At 68.4% G+C, this 14850-nt stretch carries 12 protein-coding genes and 1 pseudogene; 10 read left to right on the top strand and 3 right to left on the bottom strand.

Going from position 1 to position 14850, the window contains the following annotated elements; translation table 11 throughout:
• Window positions 1–4 precede the first annotated feature (4 nt).
• From CHF15_RS38430 to CHF15_RS38380, 10 genes and pseudogenes are all read left to right on the top strand, one after another.
• Window positions 5–406 (top strand): winged helix-turn-helix transcriptional regulator, encoded by a 402-nt coding sequence (locus tag CHF15_RS38430; RefSeq protein WP_245939274.1) that lies wholly within the window; start codon window positions 5–7, stop codon window positions 404–406.
• 1267 nt (window positions 407–1673) lie between these two features.
• Window positions 1674–3722 (top strand): AfsR/SARP family transcriptional regulator, encoded by a 2049-nt coding sequence (locus CHF15_RS38420; RefSeq protein WP_245939273.1) that lies wholly within the window; start codon window positions 1674–1676, stop codon window positions 3720–3722.
• A pseudogene (locus CHF15_RS38415) lies at window positions 3640–4651 on the top strand (IS256 family transposase); the annotation flags it as partial. The gene CHF15_RS38420 and the pseudogene CHF15_RS38415, both read left to right, overlap by 83 nt.
• Window positions 4652–4942: 291 nt before the next feature.
• A complete protein-coding gene (locus tag CHF15_RS38410) occupies window positions 4943–5716 on the top strand; it encodes an SDR family NAD(P)-dependent oxidoreductase (RefSeq protein WP_089228585.1) in 774 nt (257 codons plus the stop codon).
• A gap of 254 nt (window positions 5717–5970) precedes the next feature.
• Window positions 5971–6570: a molybdopterin-dependent oxidoreductase gene (locus CHF15_RS38405; protein ID WP_089228584.1), complete on the top strand. Its 600-nt coding sequence runs from the start codon at window positions 5971–5973 to the stop codon at window positions 6568–6570.
• Window positions 6540–7295 (top strand): ferredoxin reductase, encoded by a 756-nt coding sequence (locus CHF15_RS38400; protein ID WP_089228583.1) that lies wholly within the window; start codon window positions 6540–6542, stop codon window positions 7293–7295. Before CHF15_RS38405 ends, CHF15_RS38400 begins: the two co-directional genes overlap by 31 nt.
• A 345-nt stretch (window positions 7296–7640) precedes the next feature.
• Window positions 7641–9047 carry an FAD-dependent oxidoreductase gene (locus CHF15_RS38395; RefSeq protein WP_089228582.1) on the top strand — a complete coding sequence of 469 codons (1407 nt, stop codon included), beginning with the start codon at window positions 7641–7643 and terminating at the stop codon, window positions 9045–9047.
• Between the two features lie 561 nt (window positions 9048–9608).
• The gene (locus CHF15_RS38390; RefSeq protein ID WP_089228581.1) at window positions 9609–10073 is read left to right on the top strand and encodes a DUF5709 domain-containing protein; all 465 of its coding nucleotides are present in this window, start codon (window positions 9609–9611) and stop codon (window positions 10071–10073) included.
• A gap of 60 nt (window positions 10074–10133) precedes the next feature.
• Window positions 10134–10508, top strand: coding sequence for a transposase (locus CHF15_RS38385; RefSeq protein ID WP_179280153.1), 375 nt, complete (start codon window positions 10134–10136; stop codon window positions 10506–10508).
• 636 nt (window positions 10509–11144) lie between these two features.
• Window positions 11145–11729, top strand: coding sequence for an RNA polymerase sigma factor (locus CHF15_RS38380; protein WP_089228579.1), 585 nt, complete (start codon window positions 11145–11147; stop codon window positions 11727–11729).
• 306 nt (window positions 11730–12035) lie between these two features.
• On the opposite strand, the gene CHF15_RS38375 is transcribed toward CHF15_RS38380, so the two are convergent.
• The 3 genes from CHF15_RS38375 to CHF15_RS38365 all read right to left on the bottom strand — a co-directional run bounded on the left by CHF15_RS38375 (window position 12036) and on the right by CHF15_RS38365 (window position 14802).
• Window positions 12036–13169, bottom strand: coding sequence for a PP2C family protein-serine/threonine phosphatase (locus CHF15_RS38375; protein WP_089228578.1), 1134 nt, complete (start codon window positions 13167–13169; stop codon window positions 12036–12038).
• Window positions 13170–13268: 99 nt separating this feature from the next.
• Window positions 13269–13574 carry a DUF427 domain-containing protein gene (locus CHF15_RS38370; protein ID WP_089228577.1) on the bottom strand — a complete coding sequence of 102 codons (306 nt, stop codon included), beginning with the start codon at window positions 13572–13574 and terminating at the stop codon, window positions 13269–13271.
• Window positions 13575–14052: 478 nt separating this feature from the next.
• The gene (locus CHF15_RS38365) at window positions 14053–14802 is read right to left on the bottom strand and encodes an MFS transporter (RefSeq protein ID WP_143681727.1); all 750 of its coding nucleotides are present in this window, start codon (window positions 14800–14802) and stop codon (window positions 14053–14055) included.
• Between the last annotated feature and the right edge of the window lie 48 nt (window positions 14803–14850).

Raw genomic sequence — 14850 nt, 5'->3', positions numbered from 1 at the left:
ATCCATGGCGACCGAGATGAGTTGGCCGGCCGGCGATGCCACGGCCGGCCCCGAGGTGGCCTGCCCGATCTCCCCGGTCGTGGACATAGTGTTCAGCCGGTGGACCACACCGATCCTCTGGTCGCTCCACACCTTCGGCCGCCAGCGGTTCGTCGAGCTGCAGCGGCGCATCAAGAGCATCACCCCCAAGGTGCTGACTCAGCGCCTGCGGCAGTTGGAGCGCGACGGCCTGGTCGTTCGCACCTACCACCCTGAGGTGCCGCCGCGCGTGGAGTACGAGATCAGTGAGCTCGGCCGCAGTCTCGCCCCTCTCTTCGCGCACCTCGCCGAGTGGGCCGCCACCAATCTCGAGCACGTCGATCGGGCCCGGCGACACTACGACGACGCGGGGTCGCCCCGCGGCTGACTTCTCAGCTACCAGAACGACCCGGATTGCATCCGGTTCCACTGGCTGGCAACGCCCTCTTTGCGGCGTCGGTACCCGATAACGGCCTGTTGGTCAGCAGATCGGGTTTGAGCAGTTGGCAGGCCCGTACCTCCCACCGGGCGGCCCATGTGGTGGCTTCGGCTCCGGTGAGTGCCTGGCCGTCGTCGATCCAGCAGTCCTGGCGGTGCAGGACACACCGGAGCGGTCGGCCGGCAGCGCTTGGAAGGCGCTGGCGGCGCCACCCCGGTGCGGGGCCCGATGCCCAGGGCCGATCGCCGGTCTCCACCTCGTAGATCGGTTCGCGGACCCGGCGTAGCTGCTGCAGCAGATGGAACTCGATGGACCGGCGGCGGGTCGAGGAACGCGCGGAGCGCCTGATGGTGGTCGGGGACGACGCGGATGCCGCCGCGGCCGGGATGTGCGGAGGCCATCGCCGCGACCGCCCAGGTGGCGGCCACACCGATGTGTAGGGGCAGGCCGGCCGCTGGCGCTTGGGCCCGGTCCGCTGGGCCAGCTCATACGGGGTGCGGTCCCCCAGCTACTGCAGCGGCTCGACTCCCCGCGCGGGCTGGAGCGCTGGCGGGAAGTACATATCGAGAACAGCAGCCTCCGAAACGGAGCCGCCGGCTGTCCGCTCTGCTCCGTCGCAAGCGACTTGGCCGACCAGGACGAAGAGGCGCGCAAGGTGCTCGCCCGGTACTTCGGCACTTGAGAGGGGCTGCTCCGCGCCGGGGTGGAGCGAATGAAGGACTCGGGAGTCCTGTCGACGCGGACGCCGGAGAGCTCGCCACGCGCCCCATGGCCGCCCTGCAAGGCGGCCACCTCCTCGCGCAGACGGCCCAGGGCGTCAAGCCCATGAGGATCGCCCTGGACGTGGCGATCGGCCATATCGAGGCCTGGGCCGTGCCGGCCGCCGTCCGGGGTGAGGGAGCGCTGAGAGGTCCTGTTGCCGTCCCCACAGGCGGTTTCGTCGCGGTCTCCGTGTCGAGCGGACATCACTGCCCCCGGACGGGTGGAGGTAGTCCGGCGAGGTGTGCGCGTAGGGAAGACGCCTTCGTCCATATGTCAGGGGATCGACCAAACACCAAAGTAGCTGCCACCTGCAAGGGAGGCGCACCCTCTCACTCCAGAAGTGGACGATTTAGTCCCGTAAATTGGTCCGACCTGCGGTATGTTTGAGGAAAGCGGTCCCCTGCGGACAGCCAGGCAGTGAAGTCTCACAAGGATCTCCAGGGCGGTACGCACCATGCACACAGGCGTCGAGTTCTCAGTGCTCGGGCCAGTCCGGCTGCACAAAGAGGGGGTCGAGGCCGGAGCCGGCCAGCCGAGGCAGTGCGCCGTGCTCGCTTCGCTGTTGTTCCGGGCGGGCAGGCCTGTAAGCCTCTCGAGACTGGTGGAGGACGTGTGGGGCGACGACGCCCCACCGTCGGCCGTGGGCTCCGTGCGCACCTACGTCTACCGGCTCAGGCAGGCACTGGGGGAGCACGCCGACAGCTCCGTGAGTCGGGTCGACGGGGGCTACCTGCTGCGCATCCGACCGGACGCTTTGGACCTGAACAGGTTCAAGGCAACGATGGCACGGGCGAGGGAGGCCCGCGGCTCCGGCGACCTGGCGTCCGCGGCGAGCCTACTGACCGAGGGCCTCGAGATGTGGAAAGGAGTGCCCCTCGCGGGGGTCCCCGGGCCGTTCGCGGACCAGCAGCGCAGCGTCCTCGGCGAGCTGCGTCTCGCCTGTTCGGAGGAGCAGCTCGCCTGCGACGTGGAGAGAGGGCGCTACACCGAGGCCGTCACGGAACTGTCTGCCCTCCATGTGGAACACCCGCTTCGAGAGCGCATATGCGGCCTCCTGATGACTGCGCTCTACGGTGCCGGGCGCCAGTCCGAGGCCTTGACGATCTACCACACGACCAGCCACCTGCTGCGTCAGCGCCTCGGCGTCAGCCCGTCGCCAGAACTCCAGCACGTCCACGAGCGCATTCTCTCCGGCCGAATTCAGCTGGCACCAAGCGCCGAGCGCCCGAAGGGCGCGACAAGGACGCCGCGTCCTCACGTCCCCGCTCAGCTCCCGGCTGCCCTGCCGAGCCTTGTCGGTCGCGAGAGAGATCAGGAGCAGATCGAACGTTTGTGCGCCAATGCGGAGGAGTCGTCCTCTGTGGCCATCTGCGCGGTCGGCGGACTGGCCGGCGTGGGCAAGACGGCTTTCGCCATCACCGTCGCCCACCGTCTGGCTGACCGGTTCCCGGATGGCCAGCTCTTCGCGGACCTGCAGGGAGCCGGACCAGAGGCGGAGCCGAGGGACCCCGCGCACGTGCTGGGGGGCTTCCTGCAGGCCCTGGGGGTCCGCCTTGAGGACATGCCCGATACCACGCAGGCACGAGGGCTCATGTTCCGCGGCCTGCTGGCCAACCGGCGAGTCCTCGTCGTGCTCGACAACGCCTGGAACACAGACCAGCTGAAGCATCTCCTCCCGGGAAGTGCCGGCTCCATGGCCCTGGTCACCAGCCGCATGCAATTGCACGCCCTCGTCGCTGCCTACCAGGCACTTCCCCTGACACTCATGCCCCTGAGCCTGAAGGACGCACGCACCGTCCTCGCGCTCCGACTCGGCGCAGCGAGGACAGCGGCTGAACCAGAGGCCGTCGACCGCATCATCCGGCTGGCAGGGCAGCTCCCCTTGGCCCTGGCCAACGTCGCCGCCCGCGCGGCATACCGGCCGCAGCTGCGTCTGGCGAGCCTGGCCGACGAGTACGAGGCGCCGGAGCACAACACCCTGGACGCCTTCGCGACCGACGAGGACCAGGCGCTCGACGTCCGCGCGTCCATCACCCGCTCGTACCGCCTGCTCGACACGGAGACAGCCGCACTCTTCCGCGATCTGAGCGCCTACCCAAACCCCATGTTCACGGCATCGCAGGTCGCAGACCTGGGCGGACGGCCTGAGGGCAGGGTCCGCCAGGTCCTGTCGCGCCTCACCCGAGCGCACCTCGTCTCGGAGATCGGCCCGGGCCGCTACTGCTGGAACCGGCTTGTTGCCGCGTACGCAGCGGAGCAGGCAGGGCGAGGGTTATTCGACCAGGGCAAGCCGGCCCGTTTGCAGGGCGAGCCGGGGCCGGCATCCAGGTTGTTGTCACAGGCACCCTGCGGAGACGACGCCACGGTCCGTAGCCGGGACCGAGCAGTCCCGAAGTGGGGGCATGCCCTGCCGGGCGGCGCTGTCATACGCCGCCCGACGGGCGGCAAGGTTTTCGACGCGCAGGACGCACACGACGGCTCTCGAGCAGTCCGCCCTGTTTGAGTTGCTGGAGTCACTTCGCGCATCGGACGGCGATTGACATGATCCGCCGTGCCTTGCGGGCCGTGCTGCAGGCTTTGATTGAGGCGGAGGCCACCGCGGTGATCGGGGCGGCCCCGCATCAGACGCACCTCAACGGCCGCCGCGACAGGCTGCTGACCACCGCAGCCGGCGACATCGAACTGCAGATCCCGAAACTGCGGGCCGGCTCGTTCATCCCCTCCCTGCTCGAGCGCCGTCGCCGCATCGATCAGGCCCTGTTCGCCGTGGTGATGGAGGCCTACCTGCACGGGGTGTCCACCCGCAGCGTGGACGACCTGGTCAAGGCCCTCGGCGAGGACAGCGGCATCTCCAAGTCGGAGGTCCCTCGGATCTGCGCGGAGCTGGACGAGGAGGTCCGGATGTTCCGCGAGCGGCCACTGGGCCACACCACCTACCCGTATGTCTTCCTGGAGCCACCTACTGAAAGGCCCAGGTCAACCACCGTGTGGTCTCGCAGGCCGTGGTGATCGGCACCGGCGTCAGTGCAGACGGCCGCCGCGAGATCCTTGGCTTCGCCGTCTGCGACAGCGAGGAAGCCGTGCTCTGGACCGGCTTCCTGCGCTCCTTGCGCACCCGCGGCCTGACCGGGGTCCAACTGGCGGTCGTCGACGCGCACGCCGGGCTGACCAGTTCCATCGGCAAGCTCCTGATCGGCGCAGCCTGGCAACGCTGCCGGGTGCACTTCGTGCGCAATGTACTCGCCGGCTCCCCAAAAGGTCGGCCGCACCGCCTGGGCCGACTTCCCCACCAGGCCCTGGAAGAAGATCTGGTCAGCCAACCCGCTCGAACGCCTCAACCGAGAGGTCAGATGCCGCACGGACGCCGTGCAGGTATTCCCCAACCCCGCTGCCCTGCCCCGGCTGTTCGGCGCCGTCCTCGCCGAACAGCACTCAACTGGACACTGCCGCCGACATGCTCGGCGGCCAGTGAGTGGGTGCCGCCTTGGTTGCAGCAGACCGTACAGCGGCTTTCCGTGGTTTCGCGCGCGGTAGCACGCAGAAGACCAGAAGCGGCAGGCAGGACGGGTCTACGCAGCTCCCGTTTGCCCGACCGCGGGGCCGCAGCGATTGGCGCCGTAGATGCCTTGTAGAGCTGCGGTAGATCCCGTCCTGGCAGGCTCGAGTGCACACAGGCAAGCACACAGGCAAGTAGTGTTCGCCGCTCAGTGGAGAGTGATTCGTATGGCCACGGACTTCGAAGGTAAGAAGATCGTCGTGATCGGTGGCGCCAGCGGCATGGGCCTCAAGGCCGCCGAGGACGTGATGGCGGCAGGCGGCAGCGCGGTGATCGTCGGCCGCCCGGGTCGCAAGCTCAACGACGCCGTCGCAAGCCTGTCGCGCTCCGGCAGCGCATGGTCGATCGAGGCCGACCTGGCAGACTGGGACCAGGTCGTCGAGGCGCAGAAGCAGCTGGCAGAGGACCACCCCGACGCCACCCTCCTCGTCAACTCGGCAGGGTTTTTCCTGCCCAAGCTCTTCCTCGACTACGAGGTCGCGCATTACGACTCCTACCACGACCTCAACAGGGCGACGTTCTTCCTGACTCAGACCGTCGTTCGGGCCATGGTCGCCGGCGGTCAGGGCGGCGCCATCGTGAACGTGGGGAGCATGTGGGCGCACCAGGCCCTCGCCGTGACACCCTCATCGGCTTATTCGATGGCCAAGGCCGGCCTGCACGCCCTTACGCACAACCTGGCCATCGAGCTCGCCAGCGAGGGCATCCGTGTGAACGCCGTGGCTCCTGCTGTCACCAGGACGCCCCTGTTCGAGAAGGTCTTTCCCGCGGACCAGTTGGACGATGCGATGGACCAGCTGAGCGGCCTGCACCCGCTTGGCCGGGTCGGCACCCCGCAGGACGTGGCCTCCGCGATCGTCTTCCTCCTTTCTTCGGCCTCGAGCTGGATCACAGGCGCCATCCTCAACGTCGACGGCGGAGTCATGGCAGGCCGCTACTAGATGCATCTCTCACGCCCCGCCCGGGGCGGCCACCTGATACCCACCCGGGCGGGGCGACCAAGAGGCGTCGATGAAGGCTGCCCGTGCACGAAGGAGCCGTATGGCAGGCGATCTGGCAAGCGTTATCGACGAGTCCGCCGCCTGAATGGCCATCTTCTGCCGCGCCGGTACAGGTAAGAGGTCGCCTCCGCCGGGCGCTTACCTCCGATGGGACCCGTAGTGGCCCACTGGACGAAATGAGGACGGTGAAGAGTATGGGGTTGATATCGCGTGGCTTCCAAGGGCGAAGGCCGTCGGCCGGTACGAAACTGCCGCCCGGGCAGTACGAGACGACTGACTTTCCTGTGCTGTCTGCCGGGCCCACTCCCCGCATCCGGCAAGACGACTGGAAGCTGTCCGTGGCAACGGAGGCCGGGAAGCAGCACGTGTGGGACTGGGCAGGCCTGATGGCACTGCCGGCGGAGTCTCCTACCGTCGATCTGCACTGTGTGACGAAGTGGTCGAAGTTCGGTACCCAATGGCAGGGCGTGTCGCTGGACGTTGTGCTCGCGGACGTGGAGACGGCGGCAGAGCACGTTCTCGTCACCTCGTACGGCGGCTACACCACGAACATCCCACTCGCCGACCTGGTCGACGGCAAAGCATGGATCGTCTACGGCTACGGAGGCAGGGACTTGGCCCCCGAACACGGTGGCCCCGCGCGGCTGCTGGTCCCGCACTTGTACCTGTGGAAGTCCGCGAAGTGGGTCCGCGAGATCCAACTGCGGCAGAGCGACGTGCCCGGCTTCTGGGAAAGCGCCGGGTACCACAACTACGGAGACCCATGGAGAGAACAGCGGTACCAGGGAGACTAGGCGACCGACTCCGTTGGCGGACCGCCGAGGTAACGGGTCGGCGCGTGGAGTCTGCGACGGCCGTCACTCTGACACTGGATGTGCCAGGTTGGCCCGGGCACCTGGCCGGCCAGCATGTGGACGTCAGGCTGACCGCAGAGGACGGCTACAGCACCCAGCGCAGTTACTCGATCGCCTCGGCCCCCGACGGCCGGAACCTCGACCTTACAGTCCAGCGCACGCCCGGCGGGGAAGTGTCGCCCTACCTCGTGGACGAGCTCGTGCCCGGGGACCGGCTGGAGCTGCGCGGGCCCGTCGGCGGCTGGTTCATCTGGAGGCAGCAGCAGACAGAGCCAATCGTGCTGGTAGCGGGCGGGTCAGGACTCGTGCCTCTCATGTGCATGATCCGCGCACGGGAGGCGGCCGGCAGCCGAGCCCCGTTCCGGTTGCTGTACGCAGCGCGAACCCCGTCGGACCTGCTGTACCGCTCGGAGCTCCGCCAGGGGGCGCCGGGGCTGGATACGACGTACCTGTACAGCAGAGAGGCCCCGGAAGACTCACCGCGCCCGCCGGGGCGCATCTCTCCCGAGGACTTGGCCCGCGGCGGCTGGCCTTCCGACTTCGAGCCGACCTGTTATGTCTGCGGGCCCACGGGGTTCGTCGAGAAGACGGCTGCTTACCTGGTGCTCCTGGGACATGCACCTGAGCGAGTACGTACCGAGCGCTTCGGCCACAGTGGAGGCTGAGACCGCGTCCGCAGAGGCCGGCGACCCAGATGGGGATGCCACCCACGCCGTGTCGACGGCCACGCACTTGCAGGGCCCTGCGCGAAGGATTCGCCGTTGATGTGACCGCCGCGACGAGGCACTGGCCCGCTGTCCCACTGCCTCGTCCCGGGATCGCAAGCGGCCCGGTGCCGACCAGCTTAGGGGCACCCCAGGGGGATTCTTAGATTAGAGGTGTAATATATGCGCTGAACGCCTGCACGCCAGGTATAGGGCCCTGGCCGGCACCAATGCAGCACCAACTCGCACGCGCGGGACTCACGGGCGACCGCACGCCGATCCCGCGGCACAATTCACGAGGAAATCATGACCTTTGACGATCCGTTCAGACCCGTGTCGCCCGCCGAGGCGGCCGAACTCGCATCGCTGGTGAGCGGTCCGGTTCTGCTGCCCGGCGACGAGGGGTACGACGCCGAATGCCGGATCTACAACCTGAACGTCTCCCTTGAGCCGGCGCTCGCGGTCGGTGCCGCCGACGCGGCCGACGTACGGGCGGCGGTCCGGTTCGCGGCCCGCGAGGGCCGGCCTGTGACGGTGAAGACCACGGGACACCAGCAGGTCGACCCCGCCCGGGGCGGGGTTCTGATCAGCACCCGGCGTATGAAGGGCATCGCCGTCGACGCAGGCAGCAGACGCGCGCGGGTCGAGGCCGGAGTGATCTGGCAGGAGGCGATCGATGAGGCCGCCGCAGTCGGTCTGGCCCCGGTGAGCGGTTCGGCTCCGCTGGTGGGCGTGGCCGGCTACACCCTCGGGGGTGGACTCAGTCCGGTCTTCGGCCGGAGCCTGGGATACGCGGCGGACCACGTGCGCTCGCTGGATGTGGTGACCGCTGACGGCGAGTTGCGGCATGTCACGGCAGACAGCGATCCCGAACTCTTCTGGGCCCTGCTCGGTGGAAAGGGCAATTTCGGCGTTGTCACCGCGCTGGAGTTCGACCTGTTCCCATTGACCCACTTCTACGGCGGCGGCATCCACTTCCCCGGCGAACACCTCGCCGACGTGCTGCACGCCTGGCGCACGTGGCAGTCGGACATGCCCGAGGAGATGTCCTCCTCCCTCGCCGTGCAACGACTCCCTCCGCTGCCGGAGTTGCCGGAGCCGCTGCGGGGGGCGTTCGTGGTGCACGTGCGGTTCGCCTACCTCGGTCCGGTGGCCGAGGGCGAGCGGCTGATCGCACCCCTGCGCGCGGCCGCCCCGGCACTCATCGATACCGTGGGTGAGATGCCCTACACCGCCATGGGCGCCATCCACATGGACCCGCCGGCGCCGATGCCCTACTACGACCGCACCACGATGCTGTGCGCGTTCCCCGCCGAGGCGGCCGACAAGGTGATCGAACTGATCGGACCCGGGTCGGGCTCCCCGCTGGCCAGCGTCGAGATCCGCATGCTCGGCGGTGCGCTCGACCGCGAGCCCGCGGTGCCCAACGCCGTCTCCACCAGAGGGCTTCCCTTCGTGCTCTTCGGTTTCGGCGTGGGCACGCCGGACCAGGCCGGGTTCCTGACCGGCGAACTCGACGCGCTGATGGACGCGATGGAGCCCTGGGCGGACAGACGCAGGATGGTCAACTTCCTCTCCGTCGAGGAGGCCACCGACCCCGAGCGGTTGAGCGAGGTCTACGGCGCCGAGCGCCACCGGCGGCTGACCGCGACGAAGAAGGCGTACGACCCGACCAACATGTTCCGGGTGAACCACAACATCCTGCCCGGCTGACGGGGGACGGGGCCCCGGGGCCGGACGCATCTGTCCGCCCCCGGGGCGGGGCGCACACCCCGCGCGAAGCTGTCGCACCGACCACCTCGCCCCCGGCGACACGGTGCCTTCCACCCGCCGGCTCGCCACCCATCTGGGCCGCACCCGCAACGCCGTGGCCGGCACCGACGCCAACCTCGTCGCCGAGGGATGGCCTAACCGGCCGCAGAGGCTCGGGCACACCCGTGGCAGACAGGATGATCAGGCGGCTGATCTTCGCGCGCTCGACCCCCGATCGATCCGGCGACCCTTGCCACGACCTGATCCCAGGCAGCTCCGACCTCGCCGCCTTTCCTCGTGCACCGTGGCTGAAGGCCACTGGCCGCGGCCCCCGAGGACTGCGCCCCGTCGGCAGGCCGAGCAGGCGCCCGCATCGGAGGAGTCGCCGGCTTGCCGCCCGGGTGACCATGCCGGATAGACGCCGCGTCGATACCGGGCCACTTGAATGGTCTTCTCCCGCCGCGCCGACACCGAGGCGCCGACACCGATCCGTCACGGGACTCCGACGGCATGGAGGCCGTAATGACTTCACCAGACAACCCTCCGCCCTACGAAGACCTTGCCGCCTCCAACCCCCTGCGCTCGCAGGAGGAGTACGACGAGGACGAACTGGACGAGGACGTCCTGGACCGGGGCTATTCACCCGCCGACAGGCCCCTCGCCGTCTACGACTGGGGCGTCACCGCGCGGGAGGGCTCCTCCCACGAGGATCTCGCGCATCGACTTCGGCGCGAGGTGCCGGAAGTCAGCTCATCGGACGAGGGCGACGGGCTGGGCGACACGATCGGCACGGACGGAGAGCTCATCGACGACCAGGTCGGCGACGAGCGCGCGGGACGTCTCCTCGGCTGGGACACGGACGTTCTCGCTGCAGGATACGACGGCGACGACTACTGGGCGCGGGATGTGGGCATCGACAACGGCGCCGCCTCCGCCGAGGAGGCGGCCGTCCACGTGGTGCCCGACACCCGAGGGGCTCCTGAGTGACTGCCAGGGCAGATGGAGCGTGTCGTCAAGCGATCGTGCCTGGTAGATCACGGTTGGGTCATGCGTCTCCGTAAACTGGCCGATGCCGAGCGGGAGTTAGTGCGGCTGCTGCCCCATGCTGAGTCGAGGCGGAAGCGGCGGGACGACCGGATGATCCTGAACGGGATCGTGTGGAAGTTCCGACGGCCCGCCTCGCGGGACGTGCCCGGCCGATACCGGCCCTGGGCCACCTTGCACACGCGGTTCCGTCGGTGGGCGGCCGACGGCACCTTCGATCGGATGCTGAGAGCCCTCCAGGCGACGGCGGATGTCGCCGGTGCCATCGACTGGATGGCGTCGGTCGACTCCACCATCGTACGAGCCCACCAGCAGGCCGCCGGGGCCCGAAAAGTGGGCTCCGCAGCCCGGGAATCGGACACCCGAGGAGCGGCCTGACCAGCAAAATCCACCTTGCTTGCGATGGCCTGGGCCGACTCATCGGCTTCACGATCACCGACGACTGCACCCAGTTCACCGCCGTCATGCAGGTCATCCACGTGCCCCGGATCGGACCAGGTCGGCCCCGGGATCCTGCCCTCGCACGTCATCGGCGACACGGGCTGTAGATCCCGGGCCATCCGCACCTGGCTGCGTGAGCAGGGACTGCAGGGAGCCCGGCAACTCGGCTGGCGACTACCGCCGCACACGCCCGCTACGCACAGCGTGACCGCCCACTACCGGCCTGGAGGGTCGAAGGCCTCCACGGCTGTAGCCGCTGTCGACCGTACGGGAAAACGCCTCCCACGCTGCGCGCGAGTCGCTCGTCGAAATACGCCGCAATCCCGTCCTGAAATCCTTGGGATACGGGCATGGCGAGAGAGAAAGCAGCGATTTCGCGTAGACGGCCCGTAGATGGTCACGTGATTGGCTTGTCCGCACAAGAGGACCTGGGGACTGATGACCATGCACTGTGCAGGCATTGACAAATCGTGCCACCCTGCTCCGGACGCACAAGCCGGAACCAACGGCAGAGCCCCGGCAGCCGGACTCGCCACGAGCCGAGGGCAACTCGACCCGGAATCCGCCGCATGGGTGGACGCGCTCGAGGGCGGTCGCGGTCCGCAGTACGAACAGGCCTGCACGCGGCTTCACGAACTGCTGGTGCGGATCGCCATGGACGAAATGTTCCGCCGGGGACCCCGATACCGAATTGGCGGGCCCGAGCTGAACGATCTCGCCTACCAGGCGGCAGCCGACGCGCTGATGAGAATTACGAAAAAAATTCAGCAATTTCGAGGCGACGCCAGGTTCACCACATGGGCCTTCCGATTCGTCGTACTCGAAGTTTCCAGCGCGCTGGGCCGCCACTTCCGGCGTGTTTCAAACACCCAGCTCGACTTCGACGAATTGGCGCAAGTGCCCGACCGCTCCGGTATCGACCCCGCAGGCCACTGGCAGGCGAGAGAGCTGGTCGAAGCCACGCGGGACGCGGTCGAGACAGCACTGACGGCCCGCCAGCGGCGGGTCTTCACCGCCGTCATCAACGGGGTTCCCCTGGAAACGCTGGCCAGTGAGCTGAAGACGAACCGCAACACGCTTTACAAGACGATGTTCGACGCCCGAAGGAAACTGCGGGCTCAGCTGATGGCCGGCGGACATCTCAGCGCTGCGGGCTGAATTCGGCAGCAACGACGTCGGCCCGGCAGCGCGGGCCAGGGAACTCGGACGCGCGTCGCGCACAACTTTGGGGACCCGGCAGTCGTCCACCCGAGCGGAAGAGACAGACTGCGCCGCCGACCGCGGCCTTGCGGCGCGCAAGTCGCTGTGATGCGGGCAGCATCGCGTCCTGAAGCGCGAGCGCCACCTGTCGCTCACGGGCGTTGGCCTGTCGTGGCTGTTCGTTGACCTGCTGGAGCTCGCGGGATCGTGCGTAAAGTTCGAACTCCATCTGCCGGCGCCGACCGGAGTCAGTTCTCGACGGCGTCAGTGCTCGCGCTGGAGGGCGACGACGGCCATGTCGTCGCACAACGGCCCGTGGGTATGGTCCAGCAGGTCGCGGGTGACCGCCTGCACCAGCGTGGCCGGGCCTGAGCCGGTGAGACCGGCGGCGCGTTCCATCAAGGGATAGAAGCCGCCCTCGGCGTCGCGGGCCTCGGTGAGGCCGTCGGTGTAGAGCAGCATCTGATCGCCGCCGACGAAGGGGAAGGTGCTGGGGGCGTACGTGCTCTCGGCCAGGGTGCCGAGGCCGAGCGGCGGGGCGGGGTCCGCCACGTCGAGCAGGGTCGCCCGGCCCTCGTGCAGCAGGAGAGGGGGCAGGTGACCGCAGCTGACCACGTGGACGCACGGCTCGTCGTCGGGGACCTCGACGACCGCGGCCGTCACGAACCGCTCCCCGACGTCGGCCTCGGCCGGTGTGTCGCAGAACTCCACCAGGTCCCAGCGCAAGCTGGCCTCCAGCGATGCGACCAGTTCCGGCAGCGGTACCTGGCGGTGGGCCGCTGCCCGGAAGGCGCCGAGCACGGTCTCGGTCTCGCCGAGCGAGTTCAGTCCTTTGCCGCACACGTCCCAGATGAGCAGGCGCGTGGCATTCGCGGTGCGGGCGACCGCGTACAGGTCGCCGCCGACGCGGGCGCCGTCGTCGGCCGAGCGGTACGCCGAGGCGATCGTCAGCGGTCCCGAGCGACACGGAAGGGGCCGCAGCACGACCCGCTGGGCCGCCTCCGAGATCCGGCGCTCGCAGGCGAGCTCGTGCCGTCCCCGCTCGCTCGACAGGGCGAAGACCACCAGCAGCATTGATACCAGCACCAGCGACGCCAACTGCACCAGGACGTTCTGCGTGGTCACGGCATCGCGTTCAATGCCGGCGGCGACCAGAGCCAGCACGGCGAGCAGCGCCGTGAGGGCGCCGCGCAGGGGCCCGGCGAAGGCGGCGACCAGTGCCACCGGCACCACCAGGATGTGCGCCACGTGGATGTCCGTCGGCAGGAACAGATCCGCCACCGGCACGGCCACGATCAAAAGCGCGGCCACGGCACTGAGGGCGTAGTCACGGGCGCACGCCGAGGCGGTTTTCCGGTCCTTCGCGCCACGGAGCCGGTCACGCCACCACGTGTCCATCCTGACTCCTCTCCTTGGTCGGCCCGCGCCGCGCCGCACGGGCTCAGAGGGGCCCGCACGACGGCACCTACGATCGTCCGGCGCTATCGGTGTGCTGTGTCAGATCTCGATCCGCACCTGGCGTACATCGAAGGCGACATAACCGCTGAAGTCGTGACCGACACGGGTCGCCGCCGACTCCTTGATGTCCGGGTAAGACCAAGCCGCGTCCCTCAGCGCCATCTCACCGACCACAACGTCGTGATACTGCGCCCGCCCCTTCCAAGGACAGGTGTAGGGCGTTGAGCTCTCGCGGAGCACGCCGGCCGCAACTGAGTCCGGCGGAAAGTAGGCATTTCCCTCGATGCTGATCACCGTCTCGCTCGCGGCCTCGGCCACGACGGTTTCCCCAACCACTGCCTTCATCAGTCTTTCCCCTTATCGATCCCATTGCTTGGGCCGGATCTGCCCTCGTGTCCGCCCGAGTCGGGCTCAAAGGCACCCATCCCTTGCGTGATGGCTCTTCAAGCCCGCTTGAGACAGCGGGCTTCAGTCGGACGTCACGTTGTGAAGTCACAACCAGTTCACGCATTCGGCCAGAGGTTGGCGTCGGGCGGACTCCGCTTCTTACCGGCGTCTTCACGCTACGAGCGATCGGCGCGAGGTGAGCTCATTGGCGTTGGCCGGCCGCGCCGCACCACCTGGCAGCGGCTGGGGCGCTGTACGGCGCCATCAGGAGTTCGAGCCGGCACGTCGTGACCCGGTGCCCGCAGCACACGGCCACCGCCGAGCTGGTCCGGGCCCTCGCCGAGATGACGACCGCTGGGACCGGTCGCAGCCGGCTGACCGCGGAGGTAAGTGCCCGCGGCACCCGGGCACTCGACCCCGCCTCGCTCCGGTCTCCTCAATCCCTCCCTGCCAGTGTCACGAACCGCCCCGCCACCGCGGCGAGCACGCCAGAGCCGAGGACGGTGAAGCCCGCGACGAAGAACACCGTTTGCAGGGTTGTCGTTGACACGAGAATCGCGCCGAGCGCGGACCCCAACGCCAGAGATACCTGCAAATTTGTGACATTCACTGCCGATGCGGCCTCCTGGTTTTCGGGGGCCGCGTCGAGCAGCCAGACCAACGTTGCCGGGTTCGCGATTCCCCAGATCAGGCCCCACAGTGCGAGCAACAGGCCGGCCGGCCACGGTAGGGTTCCCGCGCTCGCCAGCCCAATGAGCATTGCGGCCACCGCCGTCGTCGATCCGACGAAGCTGCCGATCACCCCGCGCTTGAACAGCGATCCGGCGACGAGCGAGCCGACGATGCCACCGCAGCCATAGACGACGAACAGCAGGGTGATCACACCACTGGACAAATAGGTATAGTCTGTCAGGAACGGCGTGACATACGTCCATGCGGCGAACTGCCCAATGAACACCACAGCGCCTGCCGCCATCCCGAACTGGACGGCCCGTCGTGACACGGTCTTTACGAGATCACGCACGTGCGTACTCTTGTCCGGTGGAATGCTCGGCAGCAGGACTGTTTGGGCCACTACGACAAGTAGTGTGGCCGCCCCGGCAGTAGCGAAGGTCAACTTGACCCGGCCGTGAAGGACCGGGCTTGCAGGTAGGTACACGACTGGCTGTCGTGTGCTCTCCCGCATCTGAGCCCCTGCTAGGCAGGGGCTGGGACGCGTGACGCACGCCCCGCA

It is taken from the genome of Actinacidiphila glaucinigra, from assembly GCF_900188405.1.
Taxonomy (GTDB): Bacteria; Actinomycetota; Actinomycetes; order Streptomycetales; family Streptomycetaceae; genus Actinacidiphila; species Actinacidiphila glaucinigra.
The sequence above is the reverse complement of the archived record's forward strand: the minus strand, read 5'-3'. Positions and strand labels throughout refer to the sequence as shown.

Coding starts and splice junctions, on each gene's coding strand:
- CHF15_RS38430 (WP_245939274.1), top strand. CDS start 5: ATGGCGACCGAGATGAGTTGGCCGGCCGGCGATGCCACGGCCGGCCCC.
- CHF15_RS38420 (WP_245939273.1), top strand. CDS start 1,674: ATGCACACAGGCGTCGAGTTCTCAGTGCTCGGGCCAGTCCGGCTGCAC.
- CHF15_RS38410 (WP_089228585.1), top strand. CDS start 4,943: ATGGCCACGGACTTCGAAGGTAAGAAGATCGTCGTGATCGGTGGCGCC.
- CHF15_RS38405 (WP_089228584.1), top strand. CDS start 5,971: ATGGGGTTGATATCGCGTGGCTTCCAAGGGCGAAGGCCGTCGGCCGGT.
- CHF15_RS38400 (WP_089228583.1), top strand. CDS start 6,540: ATGGAGAGAACAGCGGTACCAGGGAGACTAGGCGACCGACTCCGTTGG.
- CHF15_RS38395 (WP_089228582.1), top strand. CDS start 7,641: ATGACCTTTGACGATCCGTTCAGACCCGTGTCGCCCGCCGAGGCGGCC.
- CHF15_RS38390 (WP_089228581.1), top strand. CDS start 9,609: ATGACTTCACCAGACAACCCTCCGCCCTACGAAGACCTTGCCGCCTCC.
- CHF15_RS38385 (WP_179280153.1), top strand. CDS start 10,134: ATGCGTCTCCGTAAACTGGCCGATGCCGAGCGGGAGTTAGTGCGGCTG.
- CHF15_RS38375 (WP_089228578.1), bottom strand. CDS start 13,169: ATGGACACGTGGTGGCGTGACCGGCTCCGTGGCGCGAAGGACCGGAAA.
- CHF15_RS38370 (WP_089228577.1), bottom strand. CDS start 13,574: ATGAAGGCAGTGGTTGGGGAAACCGTCGTGGCCGAGGCCGCGAGCGAG.
- CHF15_RS38365 (WP_143681727.1), bottom strand. CDS start 14,802: ATGCGGGAGAGCACACGACAGCCAGTCGTGTACCTACCTGCAAGCCCG.